The sequence below is a fragment of the Methylomonas sp. BW4-1 genome, from assembly GCF_052474385.1.
Genome location: NZ_CP184125.1, coordinates 1860817 through 1875217, shown reverse-complemented (window position 1 = coordinate 1875217; position 14401 = coordinate 1860817). Strand labels below are relative to the sequence as shown.

Sequence of the window (14401 nt, the reverse complement as noted above, 5' to 3'; positions counted from 1 at the left end):
TTCCCACATGGAGAGAGGGAGCGATAGATCGTGCTAGTCACCGGCCTGCCAGGCAATTCGCTGCAGATAGCTGGAATGAGAGGTTAAGTGCTTACTTGTCATTTGCGTTGGCGTAGCTCTTCGGAATAGTAATAATGGGCCGAAGGCCCCCCAACACCAGCCCAGGTAAGCCAGTCGAAGGACGAGACATCAAAGCCAATTTTTTGAGAAATGGCTTTCTCGAAACGCTTAGCTCCAACTCGCTTGATCTGAACCGTGAATTTGACTTTGCCTTTTAGGGATGCACGTTGCTCAGGGGAAAGAGAGAGAGCATGGTGATTTGTCCATTTTTCGGAATTTGAGATAGCAAATCCACCGAATGGTGCGTCTCCAATTCTCAATAGTTCATGGTCGGAGAACGTGTTTGGCGATTCAACCGCCTCCGTCGGTATCGAGTGAATTGGAAAAAGCGTGAATGTTTCACCATTGAGAGGCGAAACGATCAATCGTAAGTCTGCGACTAACATAGACCGTACGCCGGTATTCGAGAGCCAAAAGAAAGGAACGAGAAAAAAACCATTGGGCTCTCCATTGGTTTTTTCAAAGAAGGTCCAAAGTATGGCGTAAGGGAATGCCCCTACTAATGACGGCGGGCTGAACCTCGTGTTCCAAGCAAGGCGGATAGCCACGTAGACAGACACGAGCGAAATGAAAGCACTGACAAGCGATATGTCGGCGCTCGTCAGTCCGAAGATAGTTTCTGGTGTAGCCATCAGATACCGCTACTCCTCTAATAAGTAGTTATAAAGTTTTTGTATATCATCTCTAACTGCAATTATTCATATACGAAACCTGTTTTCCCGCTACAACTTAATTCTAGTTTCATCCTTCCATCGTTCCCACGCTTCAGCGTGGGAACGCCGCTCTAGACGCTCCAGCGTCGCGACTATCGTTGGTCCGTCTATCATCAGCAATGGCAAAAGCCCTAGTAACAGAAGCAATCCGTTTGATTTACGCCCGAACTTTATGCCGAAAGCATAATTGCTAAGTAGATGTAATCCATCTTCCCATTAGCCAATCGCGGTAACTCCTCCACAACCAGATAACGACTAGGCTGCATGTAAGCCGGCAATTGCCGGCTCAGCACCTTGCGGACTTCGCCGATAGTCAGCTCATCTGCTAAAACCACCGCCAAGGCAGGACGCTGGCCGGCGGTTGGGTCGTCTACACCGACCACGGCGCAGCCTTTGACACCGACAATCGCATTGACGACTGCCTCAATTTCCGCCGGCTCGACGCGGTAGCCGGAGCATTTCAGCATGCGTCCCAAGCGACCGTGAAAGCGGTATTCGCCTTGCTCCAGGCTGGCTCGGTCGCCGGTGGGATACCAATCGTCGGCATTCAGAAAAGACTCTACCTGGCCGTCGCGCCAGTAGCCGCTGGCTAGCGTCGGTCCGCGTACCCATAACTCGCCGGTGTCGGCGGCTATGTGCAGTTCGCAGCCGGCAGCGGGGAGGCCGATGGGGATGGTTTGCTCGGCGACCAAGCGCTCGCGTTGCACTGGCCAATAGCAGCAGACATTGGTTTCGGTGGGGCCGAAGAAATTGTACAAGGTCGTCCGCGGCAAACTGGTGGTCAAATCGATCAGGGCCGGGGTGGGGAACACCTCGCCGGCGAAAATAATGAAACGCAAAGCCGCCAGCGGGGTTTGTGCCAAATTGCCTTTGTAAGTGAGGAAGGCCAGCAAGGAGGGCACGGTATACCAGCCGGTGATGGCCTGTTCGCTCAGCCAGGCGCTCAAGCGAGCCGGGGCCATGCTCAAGCCGGCCGGGATGAAATGCAGGCTGGCACCGCTACCTAACACGGCGTAAAGATCGAAGGTGGATAGATCGAAGAAAAACGGTGCGCTGCTGGCGATGCGGTCGGCAGGCGTTAAAGTCAGCAAATCGGCGGCCCACGATGCGAATGCTGATACCGTTCTATGGCTGAGCGCTACGCCGCGCGGCTGACCGGTGGAGCCGGAGGTATACAAAATCGCCGCCAGCGATTCCGCGGGAATTTCAACTGGAGCTGGAACACCTTCCTTACAGTTGGCGATGTCCAGCCACAAGTTTTCATCTAGCCAGTCAGGCGCCGAATCCGATCCTACTACTACGCAAACCCGAGCATCGGCGACGATAAAGCTCAGTCTCGGTGCCGGATTCTTCAGATCTAAAGGCACATAGCAGGCTCCCGCCAGCAGCACGCCGAACAGCGCGCAGGCGGCATCGATACCGCGATCCAGATGCACCGCGACCGGCTGGCCTGGCCGGACGCCCTTTGCTTGCAAGGCAACGGCGATGGATTGGGCCTGTTGCAGCAATTGCCGGTAGCTGACTTGCCGGTCTTGCTCTTGCAAGGCCAGGGCGTCCGGTTGGTGTTGGCATTGGTGTAGAAATGGCGCTAGCAACATCGGTTTAGGTTTCGCTAAAAAATGACGATTTTATGGTTCCCACGCTCCCGCGTGGGAACCCGGTCAGGGACGCTCCAGCGTCCAGAACCGCTGGAGCGGTTCTAACTGCATTCCCACGCTGGAGCGTGGGAACGATAGGTGGAGATGAGCGAGTATCATGGGCTATCCAATAACTCGACATTCATCCGCGCGATCACCGCATCCAGCCACGCTTCGTCGATCGCCGGCGACAAGTAGCTATAGGACAAAACCAGCTTGCCGTCGAGTTGGCAGGCCAGCAGCGCCAAACCGGGCGGCAAGGTCATCCAGCACATCAGCGATAGATCAGTAACCTGAGCGCCGAGAAAGCCTTTCTTGCTCCAGGACAATTCGCCAATGTCGGAAAACCACAACGAGCTCAACTCACCGCCGCTGTGCTGTTTGCGCAGCACTTTCGCGTATTTGTCGGGCGATAGCCATTGGCCCAGCCACATCAGCGGCAGGTAGGCCAGGTCCAGTTCATCGCGGACCACTTGCTTATGTTCGCTGACTAGATGCGCAAACAAACCTGTTCTATCCCGCACTTGCTCGCGAGTGGCGCGGGCGAACAGGCAGCCGATATGATTGCCGAATACCGGCGTCGGAGCGTTCTGGCGGCGCAGGTTAAACGCATAAGGGATGCAATAACCGTCTTTAGCGGCCGGCGGGCCGACCAGTTCCATCGCCCGCATGAAGCAGCCGAGATAGTATAAGGTACGCCCGGTCAAGCCAGTGGCTTGTTGCGCCAACTTGGCGATGCGTTGCGATTGGTCAGCATCGAAGCGCTGTATTTTTAAGTGCAGGCGCTGCGGGCCTTGTTCAATTTGTGTGGGCAGGCAACTATCCAGGCTATTGGCGGCGGTATTGTGGCGTTTGGCTTTGAAAAACAACTGTAGTTTTTTCCAGAAGCTCCATTGCGCCAGTTTGGCTTCGATTAAGGACGAAGATTCCTTGAAGCTTTCCGGCCGTTCGGACGACAGAAAATCCAGCAATATCTTGCAGCCGCGCGCATCCAATAGAGGATGCAACCAAATCAGCAGCAAAGTGCCGCCTTCCGCGCCAGCTATCCAGTGCACGGTCAGCGGCCGGGATTCAGGGCGATTGAAAATGTCCAAGAGTAGGCGTTGCGATTCGTCCGCCTCGCTCGCACCCGGCTGGCACTGATGACGTTCCAGCGGGATTGGGTTGCCGGTGGCGACCCAAGAGAAACGCTTGCCGCGCGGCTCGATTCTGGCGGATGCTTGCGGAAAGCGTGTCACCAACAAATCCAAGCGCTTTTGCAAGTCGGTCAAATCCGGCGTTTGGGCTAGTTGCAAGGCAAAGCCGCAATAGCCGCCTGGCATGCCGGCGTTGCGGATTTCCTGGTCGAGTACGTAGGTAAAATAATCGCCGGGATTGAAGAGCTGTTCTTGGGGGTTTGTCATCCGGCGTAACCGCTGCGGCGAATCCAGTTTGCCAGCGAGTTGAGGCTGCCGACGTTATCCGGTTCGATTTCGGTGTCAGGCAGCGTCACGCCGAATTCTTTCTCGGCGAACATGATTAAACGCATGATGCCCATGCTGTCCAGGCCGGCATCCAACAGGTTGTCGTCATCGCCGAATGCGGCCGGGTCTTCGTGGTAAATCAGTTCGGCAAAGATGAAATGTTTGAGTATTTCCTTCATAGCAGCAAAAGGTGGGTGAGTTAAAAGCAAATCCTAGTCAAAGCGCAGCACGCGCGTTAAATCGGCTCCGGGGAAAAGGCTTTTGACGCAAAACCCCAGCACGGCACCTGCCGACAATAGTGGCTGTAAGACGCGCCAAACCGGCGGGTCAAATCCGGTTCTTCGCGAAATACCACGGTAATATGAAAAAACAGCGCAATCGAGCCGGCATAGACTATCAGGCCCGGATCGGCATACAGCAAACATTCCGCCAGCAACACCAGCAATACGCCTTGAAACATTGGATTGCGGGTCCGCCGATACAGACCGCTCACTACCAGTTTTTGGGGTGGATCGATAGGCGCGGGTGTACCCATGCCCGCGACGGCAAAATCCCAGGCGCAGCGCAGATAACTAGCCAAACCCAGGATAATACAAAAGCCGGCGGGCGGAGCCCAGGCCAGGTTGGCCGGCAGCAAGTTACCGGCTGAGTCGGAAAGTACCCAGTAAGGCATGTAAACCAACACCGCGCCGGGAACGAGCAGTGTGAATAGCAGGATTTTGAAGGCCAGGAAAGGACGCACGTATCGGTCTGTCGGGTTTGGAAGTTCGGATGGGCTAAGCTTGCGGCAATTTTGGCATTACCCGTGCCGCAATCCAAGTGATTTTGAACCGCTGCGGGAATTTGTGTAGAATCCGGCGTTTGTTAATGGAACTTGAACAGCCATGTCAGAAGACTTGATCAGCCAATTGAAAACCATGCTTATCGAGGGCTTGCTCCTGGAAGACATCGTCCCGGATGACCTGTCACCGGATGATGCTTTGTTCGGCGGTGGATTGGGCTTGGACTCTATCGACGCGCTGGAAATCGGCGTGATGCTGGACCGCCAATACGGCATCAAGATCACCTCCGGCGACGAACGCAATAATCAGATCTTTCTCTCTCTCCGCTCGCTCGCAGACTTCGTCGCCGCTAATCGCACCCGTTAACCATGGGGCAGGTCGTTAAACCGCTGATTATCGCCGGTATCGTCGTTGTTTATCCTTTTTTGAGTGCCTACCTGGCTGGTCTCGGTTTTGCCAGCTTCGAACTCATCGTCTTCGCTGCGCTGACCTTGTGGCGCGGTTTTACCTCGTCCGGGTTAGTCGCGCGTTTAATTAGTTTTTTACTGGCAGCGGTGTTGCTGGCCGGTGCCTATTTTGCCACGACCTATTTTGTCTGGCTGGTGCCGTCGTTTGCCTATTTGTGGCTGACATTTTTGTTCGGGCATACCTTGTGGTCGCCGCCTTCTTTTATCGAACGCTTGGTGCGTTTGCAGTTTCCCGAATTGGTGCCGGGCATTGCCAAGTATTGCCGGCAACTAACCTGGATTTGGACAGGTTTTTTTGCTGCCAATATTGTTATTTGCGCTGCACTGCCGGCGCTTGCCGGACAAACCGCTTGGGCGCTTTACACCGGTGTGGTGGTGTATCTATTGATGGGCCTACTGGGAACCGGAGAATGGTTTTACCGGCATCGGCGCTTTCCCAATTTGGAAATTCCACCGGCTCTGGAAACCTTCAAATGCATCGCCATGAACGGCCATAAGGTATTCAAGGGATGACGATTAAACGCACGCTGTTTTTGCTTTTGGCCGTGTTGCCCATGTTTGGATGGGCTGATGACGCAGTGCTGAGCGAGTTATTGACTCGAATCCGCCAAACAGGTCAGGCGCAGTTTCAGTATGAGGAAACCCGCGTGCTGGAACTGGCAGACGCGCCATGGCACGGACAAGGTGTCATGCTGTCCGGCACCGACGGCAGCCTGGTCAAATTGCAACTGCAACCGGCGCGGGTGATTATGGCTATCGCCGAACAGCGCATGCTTTACTGGGACCCGCAGCAAAACCAGCGCCACAGCGCGGCTCTGGATTCGGCGGGGCCGGCGGGCGAGCAAATCAAAGTGTTTCGCAGCATCCTGCAAGGCCGCACGGAAGAATTGCAGCTTAACTATGCCATCGCCGCCGACAAGCAAGGCCCGCAATGGACGTTGCGGCTGACGCCGAAACCGGAGCTGAGCGGTGATGATCTCCCGTCTATTGAAATAGCCGGCGATGACCAAGACCAGCAACGGCGGATTTTAATCAAACAGCCGGACGGCGAATCCACCGAATACCGCATGCACAAAGCCACGGCAGCACAACAACAGGGCTATTCGCTCCCAAGTTTGTTGCGGGAAGCCAGCGGAGAATAGGGCGTGTCTTTTGTCTGGCGAAAGCGCTGGTTTGTGCTGCTGTTTCCTTTATTGTTGGCAATCACGTTCTGGCACATCAAGGTCGAGACAGACCTGAATGCTTTTTTTACCGCGACCGACGATGAAGACTCCCGGCTGTTGGCCGGCTTGTTGAAGTCAGGCGAACTGTCGCGGCGCTATTTGCTGGTGGTGGAAAAGTCCGATCACCCCCCAGTGACAGACGCCACGAATGGCGGCGAAACCCCAATGTCCGTGGCCGCATTCAGTGCCAGACTGCTTAGTCAGTTAGCTAAGCTGGATGACGTGGAGCAAGTGTGGCCGGCCGATCAGCCGCCCCGCGACTGGGTCGATGCCGTAGCTTCGTATGCGCCATACCACGCCCGGTTGTTCAGTCTAAACCCTGAACAAGACGCGCCGGCATTGTTCGATCCCAGCCAGTTGCCGACCAAAGCCGCAGGATTGAAGCAGGCCTTGCTGTCGCCGCAAGGTAGCTTTGTAAAAACCATTGCCAAGCAAGATCCGTTGTTGCTGTCACTCAATGGCTTCAAGGCGTTACAGGGACAATTTCAGCAGCAAGCCAAACGCAGTCAGGGTGGCGCGTTAATCATGCAAAGCCGGCCGGCGGCGCTGGATTCGGCAGCGCAGACGCGCCTGCAAGCGGCGATCCAAGCCAATTTTGCGGCGTTAAACGCTGCGGCGGGGGAGAGTTTCAAGTTGTCGATGGCCGGGGTGCCGGTGTTCAGCGTGGCCGCGCAAAGCGAGATTAGTCAGGATGTGACGCTGGTGTCGGTGGTGTCCAGTTTGGCGGTGGCGCTGGTATTTTTATTCCTGTTTCACTCGTTCTCGGCTTTGCATTGGGTGATGATGGTGCAGGGCGCGTCGTTTGTAATCGGCACCCTGGCAACGGCTTTAGTCTTTCCGCAAGTCCACAGTTTGACGCTGGCCTTGGGCGCCAGTTTGATCGGCATCTCCTCGGATTACCCGATTCATGTGATGGTGCATTGCGCCAAGCATCGCAACACCCCACTATCAGCGGCCAAGCTGTTGTGGCCCAGCCTGTTGATGGGCGGCTTGACCACGGTGATCGGCTACGGCGCTTTGGGCTTTACCGGCTTTCCAGGCTTCGAGCAAATTGCCGTGTTTGCCTTGGCCAGCGTGGTCGGCTCGCTGGGCTTGACCCGCTGGGTATTGCCGGCTTTGCTGGTCAATTCATCGCTGCACGCCGCGCATTTACCCGGCATCGGCGCTTGGGTGGACTTCTGCGGCCTGCACCGGAAAATCATGCTGGGTCTGTTCGCCGCCAGCGTCGTCATGGCTGTGCTCTGTCTGCCGCAGATTCGTTGGATGAGCGATATGCAGCAACTGGCGGTCAATATGGATAGCTTAAAACAGCAGGATGCGGCAGTGCGCGCGCATTTTTCCAGTATCGAACCGGGCCGTTTTGTGTTGATACAAGCCGACGACTGGGAAACTGCGCTGCAACGGTCCGAAGCCGCCGAGCGCCGGTTGCAGTCTTTAAAGCAAGCGGGAGTCATTAGCGAATATCACGGCCTGTTTCCGTGGTTGGTATCCAAGCAGTTGCAAACCGAGAACAGCCAGGTTTACCAACGTGGCCTGACGCCGGAATTTCAGCAAGCTTGGCAAGCCGGCTTAGCTCAGGCGGGCTTATCGGTCGAGAAGTTAGGGACGTTAGCCCCTGCGTCCCACGCAGCGCTGCAGCCAGAGTCGGTGATCGACTCGCCGGTCAGGCATATTCTGTCCGGACAAATAGTCACCGGGCAAACCGGGGTGATGTTGTCGCTGTGGTTGGGCGAACACGATCCCGCCAAATTGACAGCCGGTTTGGCCGGATTGGCCGGTACGCGGTACTTCAGCCAAAAAGATCAACTGGATCAGTTGGCGGGGAAATATCGGGACCGGTCTTTAATGATGCTGGGCATAGGCATAGGCATAATGGCCTTGTTTATTTGGCTGCAACAACGCGACCTGCGCAAAGTGTGTTTGACCTTGCTGCCTTCGCTGGCTGGCGTGCTGTTCATTTTTGCCACGTGGGCGCTGATGGGCGAGGAAGTCAGTTTTCTGCATGTGGTCGGCTTGTTGTTATCGGTGTCGTTATGTGTGGATTACGGCATCTTTTTTATCGACAACCGCGGCCAAGATGCCGATGTGACTTACCACGCGATTGCCTCATCCACTCTGACTACGATTGCCTCTTTCGGTGCCATGGGCTTGGGCAAGACGCCCACCTTGCCAATTCTGGCACTGTCGGTAAGCTTGGGCGTGAGCTTGGGTTTTTTACTTTGTCCCTTACTGATCCAAAAGCCAAAGAATTAATGCCTATTTCCCCACTGATTTCTCCAGTCGCCGTCACGGCCTACCAATGCGTCAGCGCCGGCGGTGACGATGTGGACGCTTTGTACGCCAGTCTGCTAGCCAATCGTCCTTGCCTGAAACCGCTAAGCTTGTTCGACATTCCTTTTGATACGGTAGTGGGTGAGGTGACTTCAGCTTTACCGGACATTCGGCGTGATTTGCAAACCTACAATTCCCGCAATGCCCGCTTGGCATTAAAAGCTTTGGAGCAGGGCGGTTTTCGCGCCGAGATGGAGAGGTCGGTCGCCTGTTACGGTGCGGCCCGCGTCGGTTTAATACTCGGCACCAGTACCTCCGGTATATACGACTCAGAGAATGCCTATGCGAGCTTTCAGCAAGACGGCGTGATGCCTGGCGACTTTTATTTCACCAAGGTGCAAACCGCCCAAGCCACGGCCGAGTTTTTACGCTTGGAAATGGGCTTGCAAGGGCCTTGCTACGCCATCTCCACCGCCTGCTCATCCAGCGCCAAAGCCTTGGCCGCCGCACAAAGATTGATCGTCACAGAGTGCTGTGACGCGGTATTGGTGGCCGGCGTAGACAGTTTGTGCCGCCTGACCCTGCGCGGCTTCAACAGTTTGCAACTGATCTCGGCGGACGCTTGCCGGCCGATGGATGCCGGGCGCCAAGGGATTAACATAGGGGAGGGCGCGGCTTTACTGTTGTTGGAAAAACCCAGCGCTGACAATACCGATCGGCCCCGACTGTTGGCGGTGGGGGAATCGTCGGATGCCCACCATATGAGCGCCCCGCACCCGGAGGGGCTTGGGGCTGCTTCGGCAATGGCGCAGGCTTTACGTTTGGCTGGACGCGACGTGAGCGAGGTCGATTACATTAATTTGCATGCCACCGCCAGCACTTTAAACGATCTGGCCGAGGCCAGAGCGGTAGCCAGCGTGTTTGCCAATCCGCCGCCCTGCAGTGGCGTGAAAGGTTTGCTGGGTCATACTTTGGGGGCGGCCGGTGCCTTGGAAGTCGTGGTGAGCCTACTGGCTTTGGAGCGCGGATTTTTGCCCGGCACCTGCGGTTTGCAAATGCCCGACCCCGAATGCCGGTTTCCGCTGGTAACAGCGCCGGAACTGAACGTCAGCCCCCGACTGATATTGAGCAATGCGTTTGGCTTCGGCGGTAACAATGCCAGTGTCCTGCTGGAGGCTGCATAATGGATTGCATGAGCCTGCTTGGCGTGGGCGTTTGTGCGCCGGACCCCGATTTTCGGGCTAACCTGCCGTTTCCGGCTTTTGCTATCAATCGCGAGACCATCCCGCCGCTGTTGCGCCGGCGTAGCAGCCAGGCGATGCAGATGGCCTTCAGCGCGGCAAGCGCTGCCTGCGAGCAAGCCCAGCGTTCGCCATCCAGCTTACCGGCGATATTTGCCAGCGTGGCCGGAGAAATAAACACCACCGACCAGATTTGTAACCAACTGGTCAAAACGGACGGGGTGATGTCGCCCAGCGCTTTTCACAATTCCGTGCAAAATACCGCGGCGGGTTATTGGAGTATCGCTCAGCAATGTACCCAGCCAGCCACCGCTCTGGCGGCAGGATCAGATACCTTGGCAATGGCGTTGTTGGAAGCCTGGTGCCAGTTGGCTTGCCAGGGAGGTGAGCTGCTATTGGTTTGTTACGATGAGGCATGGCCGGGCTATCTGGTTCCCGGTTGCGGTAATCCGGCATTTGCCTACGCCTTGCTATTGGCGGCTGGAACAGTGGACGGACGACTGATGCAGATTAGCAGACCGCAAGTTGGCGAAAGCATTTTTCCGGCGGACTGGACTGATTCGGTTAATAGCATGCCCATTTTGGCCGCCATTCCTTTGCTTGAAGCGGCTTTAACCGGAAGAGTACCGCAAGCCATAGCATTAAGCCCGCATATGCCGGGTTGGCAAGTTCATGCAGGAGTGGCCTCTGCTTATCCGAAAACGGGCGATGGTGAAAAATGGCGGTAACTGAACTACTATTGACCGCTGACAAAACTAACCGGAAGGTATCTCTGTGAAGCACTATAAAACATTTGCATTCTTCGCCGCTTTAGCGCTGGCCGCCGGCTGCGCATCCAGCAATAAGGCGCCCGCGCAAGCAGGCGCACCGACCTCTCAATCAAGCACCGCCCCGGAATCGCGGATTGACGGTAATTTTCCGGCCAATAGCCCATTCGCCAAACTCAAGCTGGGCATGACCCAGGGCCAAGTCCACGAAATTCTGGGTCAACCCACCGACACCAAGTCTTACCAAACCGGTAAAGCCTGGATTCCGTTTTATTTCGGCCCGGACGTGATGCGCACCGATGAGTTTTACAAAGGTGTGGGCATCATTACTTACACCGGCGCCGGCATCGGCGGCGTGCATTGGACTGTGTTTCGGGCCATTTACAATGCAGCCGAAGACGGTTATCCGAACGATTAATCAATATATCTCTGAATGATGCTCGACAATAAGCAAAACGGTTTTGACTATGATGTTGCGGTCGTCGGTGGCGGTCCGGCCGGCTCGACGGCCGCGACCTTATTGGCGCTATATGGCCACAAGGTTTTGCTGTTGGAGAGCGGCAGGCATCCGCGTTTTCACATTGGCGAATCCATGCTGCCGTTCAGCGAACCGGTCATCCAACGCTTGGGGATAGATTGGAGCGCTGGCAACCTATCGAAAAGCGGAGCGGTGTTCATCGACGAAGCGACCGAACAACGCATGTATTTTCCGTTGGCAATCAATCGCAAGACCTACCAGATCGAACGCGCCCCATTCGATCAAATGCTGTTTGAAAACGCCGGCAAACACGGCGTAGATACCCATCAGGACGAAAAAGTACTGGACGTTGCCTGCCAACCGGCAGGGGTGGACATCGTGTCCGATAAAGGCCAATACCACTGCCGCTATTTGATCGATGCCACGGGCCGTAGCGCGTTAATGGGCAGGAAAGACAAAGCTATCAGACGTATCGACAATTTGGGCAAATTTGCGGTATACACCCACTTCGAGAACATTCAACCGGGCGAGGAGGCCGATGAATTGTTCCGTTCCGGCAATATATACGTGCCGGTCGTGGACATCGGCTGGATCTGGATCATTCCGCTGGCCGAGCGGCGCCTCAGTGTGGGCTTGGTGGTACAGAAAGAGCGCCCTAAGGACTGCGATGCGGAAGAATTGTTGCGCCGTTATCTGGCTGCATCGCCGCTCCTGAGTCGTTTGATAACAGGAGCGGCGCAATTCGCGCCGGTACGGGTCGAAGCGGATTTCAGTTACACCAACCAAAGCCGCTACGGCGTCCGCTATGCCTGCTGCGGCGATGCGGCTGGCTTCCTCGATCCGGTGTTTTCGTCCGGCGTATTTTTAGCCTTCACCAGCGCCGCCCGAGTTGCCGACCGCGTCCATGTCGGGCTAAGCGACGGGCTGGAAGCCGATCCGGAGCTGCATACCGAGGACGATGACCATTACTTGCTGGGTTTTAATACGATGCGATTATTCGTCGAACGCTTTTATCAATCCAATATTGTCCATAACTTGTTTTTCGAAGCCGACCGCGATCCGGATTTGAAAGCTCAGATCGCGCAACTGCTGGCCGGCGATTTATGGGTAGACGACAACAAACTGCAACAAAGCCTGCTAGCTGGTCGCCGCAGTGTAAGTTAGTTTTTCCGGAAATTTCCAGCCTTTGCCGGCTAAGCAGCATTTTTTACCTCCCCAAACCATCTAAACCCATCACTAAAACATCAAATTTTACTCGGCGCAGTTGAGGCAATGCCAAACATTGGGCATATCCTAACCCGACCATCCATCTGTCCGCGTCGCCAACATGCACGGTTTTGAGGCTGTGCTAGTCTTTAGGGCTTTTGACTCGGACGAATCACTATGCGCGTTAATCGATCTTCATTGGTGCCAACGCTGCTCAGCCTGCTGGCGGTGGTCGTTTTCGGCTGTCCGATTATTTACACTGTTATGTACCACCCGATCAGCCGCATGGCATCGGCCAATCCCTTATACAAGGAGTTGTCCAAGAACGCTTTTATGGTAATGTCCGCTAAAGTGGATTTGGCAGCCGGACGCTTGATCAGCTTTGACGATGCGGCCGGCAAACTGCAGATCAGCAGAATCGTCGGGATGCCAGGTGATGAAATCGGTTTTACAGCCGGTGTATTGTCGGTTAACGGCAAACCGGCCGCAGAATATCCGCGGAATACCTTGCCCAACTCGACGCTAATCGTGCCGCAACAAGCCGTTTTCTTTTTCCCGGATTTTATTCCCGACACTGCGGAGTCCGCGAATCCCGGGACATTGGCAAACCATCTGCTGGCGCATAGCAACATAAATGCAAGCGTGCTTTATGTATTCGATCAAGCGACGTCGGCGGCCCAGCACCCGGAACTGTTCGTTTACGGTTCGGTTTTGATCGTGCTCTATGGCCTGGTATTTTTCGGACTGGGCAAGCGTAAGGAGCGTATCGTTAAACCGGTTTATTACTTGGCGCGAATTAGCGTTGGTTTGAATTTTGCGATCTGGTTATTGCTCGGAGTCATAGGCCTATCGCTTGGTTATAACGCTGTCATGCCGGCCATTTATTATGCTTTTGTTTCCTGGTTGACGTTTTTTGGCTTATCTGTCGCCGCTGCGGGCACGACGCTGGTGGCGATTGTGATATTCGCGGTGTTGGCCCTATTTTCCGATACCGAATTTGCTGCCAAGCGCCTTAACTCGTAGTCCGGAATGACAAACGGCCAGGCTCTGCTAAGCTTGGCTCTCCCATTTCCCGCTCACATCTTTAACAGGACAATCCTCAGCTAATGGATGCCATGCTTTCTTTAATTGAAAACGTCGAAAAAGTCATTATCGGCAAACGGCCGGTCATCGAATTGGCCGTGGTCGCGATACTGTGCCGCGGCCATGTGTTGCTGGAGGATGTGCCGGGGACCGGCAAGACCATGTTGGCCAGGGCATTGGCCCGTTCGGTGGCGGTGGACATGAAACGCCTGCAATGCACCTCGGATTTATTACCGTCGGACATTACCGGTGTCGCTATCTACAATCAAAAAACCGCCGATTTTGAATTCCGGCCGGGGCCGGTATTTACCCATCTGCTGCTAGCCGACGAAATCAACCGAGCCACACCGCGCGCGCAATCGGCGTTGTTGGAATGCATGGAAGAATTTCATGTCAGCGTCGACGGGTATACACATGAACTGCCCAAGCTGTTTATGGTGCTGGCTACCCAGAACCCAATCGATATGGCCGGCACCCACGCCTTGCCGGAAGCACAGCTGGACCGGTTTTTCATGCGCTTGCGGATGGAGTACCCCAATATCGAACAGGAAATGCGGATACTGGCGGCGCAAACCCAGACTCATCCTATCGACAGCTTGCCGGCCGTCACGTCCGAAGCCGATATTCTAGCGGCGCGGGCACAGGTCAAGGCGGTGCATATCAGTATGGACGTAGCTAAGTATATGGTCGGTATCAGCGCCGCCAGCCGCCAGCATAGCGATTTGCGCTTGGGTATCAGCCCGCGCGGCACCTTGGCCCTGGCGCGCGGTGCACAAGGCTTGGCTTATTTACGCGGCCGGGATTTCGTGTCGCCGGATTTGGTGAAAAGCATCGCGCCGGCGATTCTGGAGCACCGCCTGATCGTCAAACCGCAGGCCGCGGTATTGGGGCGCAATGCCGGCGAGATTCTCGCGGAAATTCTCGACCGACTGCCACCGCCGGTAGTTTGA

General features: G+C 55.4%; 15 protein-coding genes. 10 read left to right on the top strand and 5 right to left on the bottom strand.

All coding sequences use genetic code 11. The features are described from left to right. Window positions 1–98: 98 nt before the first annotated feature. The 5 genes from ACH5Y9_RS08665 to ACH5Y9_RS08645 all read right to left on the bottom strand — a co-directional run bounded on the left by ACH5Y9_RS08665 (window position 99) and on the right by ACH5Y9_RS08645 (window position 4675). Complete coding sequence (locus ACH5Y9_RS08665) at window positions 99–752, bottom strand: hypothetical protein (RefSeq protein WP_445369298.1); 654 nt, start codon at window positions 750–752, stop codon at window positions 99–101. Between the two features lie 251 nt (window positions 753–1003). After that, window positions 1004–2431 carry an amino acid adenylation domain-containing protein gene (locus ACH5Y9_RS08660; RefSeq protein ID WP_445369297.1) on the bottom strand — a complete coding sequence of 476 codons (1428 nt, stop codon included), beginning with the start codon at window positions 2429–2431 and terminating at the stop codon, window positions 1004–1006. Between the two features lie 155 nt (window positions 2432–2586). Beyond that, complete coding sequence (locus ACH5Y9_RS08655; RefSeq protein ID WP_445369296.1) at window positions 2587–3873, bottom strand: hypothetical protein; 1287 nt, start codon at window positions 3871–3873, stop codon at window positions 2587–2589. Next, a complete protein-coding gene (locus tag ACH5Y9_RS08650; RefSeq protein ID WP_192395483.1) occupies window positions 3870–4112 on the bottom strand; it encodes an acyl carrier protein in 243 nt (80 codons plus the stop codon). Before ACH5Y9_RS08650 ends, ACH5Y9_RS08655 begins: the two co-directional genes overlap by 4 nt. 56 nt (window positions 4113–4168) lie before the next feature. Further along, the gene (locus tag ACH5Y9_RS08645) at window positions 4169–4675 is read right to left on the bottom strand and encodes a methyltransferase family protein (protein WP_445369295.1); all 507 of its coding nucleotides are present in this window, start codon (window positions 4673–4675) and stop codon (window positions 4169–4171) included. 142 nt (window positions 4676–4817) lie between these two features. On the opposite strand from ACH5Y9_RS08645, the gene ACH5Y9_RS08640 reads away from it, so the two are divergent. From ACH5Y9_RS08640 to ACH5Y9_RS08595, 10 genes are all read left to right on the top strand, one after another. Next, window positions 4818–5081, top strand: coding sequence for a phosphopantetheine-binding protein (locus tag ACH5Y9_RS08640; RefSeq protein ID WP_101052310.1), 264 nt, complete (start codon window positions 4818–4820; stop codon window positions 5079–5081). 2 nt (window positions 5082–5083) lie between these two features. Then, window positions 5084–5695: a hypothetical protein gene (locus ACH5Y9_RS08635; RefSeq protein ID WP_445369294.1), complete on the top strand. Its 612-nt coding sequence runs from the start codon at window positions 5084–5086 to the stop codon at window positions 5693–5695. Further along, window positions 5692–6324: a LolA family protein gene (locus tag ACH5Y9_RS08630; protein WP_225893099.1), complete on the top strand. Its 633-nt coding sequence runs from the start codon at window positions 5692–5694 to the stop codon at window positions 6322–6324. Before ACH5Y9_RS08635 ends, ACH5Y9_RS08630 begins: the two co-directional genes overlap by 4 nt. Window positions 6325–6327: 3 nt before the next feature. Beyond that, window positions 6328–8658 (top strand): MMPL family transporter, encoded by a 2331-nt coding sequence (locus tag ACH5Y9_RS08625; protein WP_445369293.1) that lies wholly within the window; start codon window positions 6328–6330, stop codon window positions 8656–8658. Next, a complete protein-coding gene (locus tag ACH5Y9_RS08620) occupies window positions 8658–9860 on the top strand; it encodes a beta-ketoacyl-ACP synthase (protein WP_445369292.1) in 1203 nt (400 codons plus the stop codon). Before ACH5Y9_RS08625 ends, ACH5Y9_RS08620 begins: the two co-directional genes overlap by 1 nt. Then, window positions 9860–10645, top strand: a complete 786-nt coding sequence (locus ACH5Y9_RS08615) for a beta-ketoacyl synthase chain length factor (RefSeq protein ID WP_051669860.1) — start codon at window positions 9860–9862, stop codon at window positions 10643–10645. The genes ACH5Y9_RS08620 and ACH5Y9_RS08615 overlap by 1 nt, the downstream gene beginning before the upstream one ends. Window positions 10646–10691: 46 nt before the next feature. Beyond that, window positions 10692–11102 carry an outer membrane protein assembly factor BamE domain-containing protein gene (gene bamE / locus ACH5Y9_RS08610; protein ID WP_033156255.1) on the top strand — a complete coding sequence of 137 codons (411 nt, stop codon included), beginning with the start codon at window positions 10692–10694 and terminating at the stop codon, window positions 11100–11102. Between the two features lie 15 nt (window positions 11103–11117). Then, window positions 11118–12326 carry an NAD(P)/FAD-dependent oxidoreductase gene (locus ACH5Y9_RS08605; RefSeq protein ID WP_445369291.1) on the top strand — a complete coding sequence of 403 codons (1209 nt, stop codon included), beginning with the start codon at window positions 11118–11120 and terminating at the stop codon, window positions 12324–12326. 219 nt (window positions 12327–12545) lie between these two features. Beyond that, on the top strand, window positions 12546–13391 hold the full coding sequence (locus tag ACH5Y9_RS08600) for a S26 family signal peptidase (protein ID WP_033156254.1): 846 nt from the start codon (window positions 12546–12548) through the stop codon (window positions 13389–13391). A 92-nt stretch (window positions 13392–13483) separates the two neighbouring features. After that, window positions 13484–14401, top strand: a complete 918-nt coding sequence (locus ACH5Y9_RS08595; protein WP_319963065.1) for an AAA family ATPase — start codon at window positions 13484–13486, stop codon at window positions 14399–14401.

Bases quoted from the DNA above. Each gene is read 5' to 3' on its own strand.
- ACH5Y9_RS08665 (WP_445369298.1), bottom strand. From the start codon at position 752: ATGGCTACACCAGAAACTATCTTCGGACTGACGAGCGCCGACATATCG.
- ACH5Y9_RS08660 (WP_445369297.1), bottom strand. From the start codon at position 2,431: ATGTTGCTAGCGCCATTTCTACACCAATGCCAACACCAACCGGACGCC.
- ACH5Y9_RS08655 (WP_445369296.1), bottom strand. From the start codon at position 3,873: ATGACAAACCCCCAAGAACAGCTCTTCAATCCCGGCGATTATTTTACC.
- ACH5Y9_RS08650 (WP_192395483.1), bottom strand. From the start codon at position 4,112: ATGAAGGAAATACTCAAACATTTCATCTTTGCCGAACTGATTTACCAC.
- ACH5Y9_RS08640 (WP_101052310.1), top strand. From the start codon at position 4,818: ATGTCAGAAGACTTGATCAGCCAATTGAAAACCATGCTTATCGAGGGC.
- ACH5Y9_RS08635 (WP_445369294.1), top strand. From the start codon at position 5,084: ATGGGGCAGGTCGTTAAACCGCTGATTATCGCCGGTATCGTCGTTGTT.
- ACH5Y9_RS08630 (WP_225893099.1), top strand. From the start codon at position 5,692: ATGACGATTAAACGCACGCTGTTTTTGCTTTTGGCCGTGTTGCCCATG.
- ACH5Y9_RS08620 (WP_445369292.1), top strand. From the start codon at position 8,658: ATGCCTATTTCCCCACTGATTTCTCCAGTCGCCGTCACGGCCTACCAA.
- ACH5Y9_RS08615 (WP_051669860.1), top strand. From the start codon at position 9,860: ATGGATTGCATGAGCCTGCTTGGCGTGGGCGTTTGTGCGCCGGACCCC.
- ACH5Y9_RS08605 (WP_445369291.1), top strand. From the start codon at position 11,118: ATGATGCTCGACAATAAGCAAAACGGTTTTGACTATGATGTTGCGGTC.
- ACH5Y9_RS08600 (WP_033156254.1), top strand. From the start codon at position 12,546: ATGCGCGTTAATCGATCTTCATTGGTGCCAACGCTGCTCAGCCTGCTG.
- ACH5Y9_RS08595 (WP_319963065.1), top strand. From the start codon at position 13,484: ATGCTTTCTTTAATTGAAAACGTCGAAAAAGTCATTATCGGCAAACGG.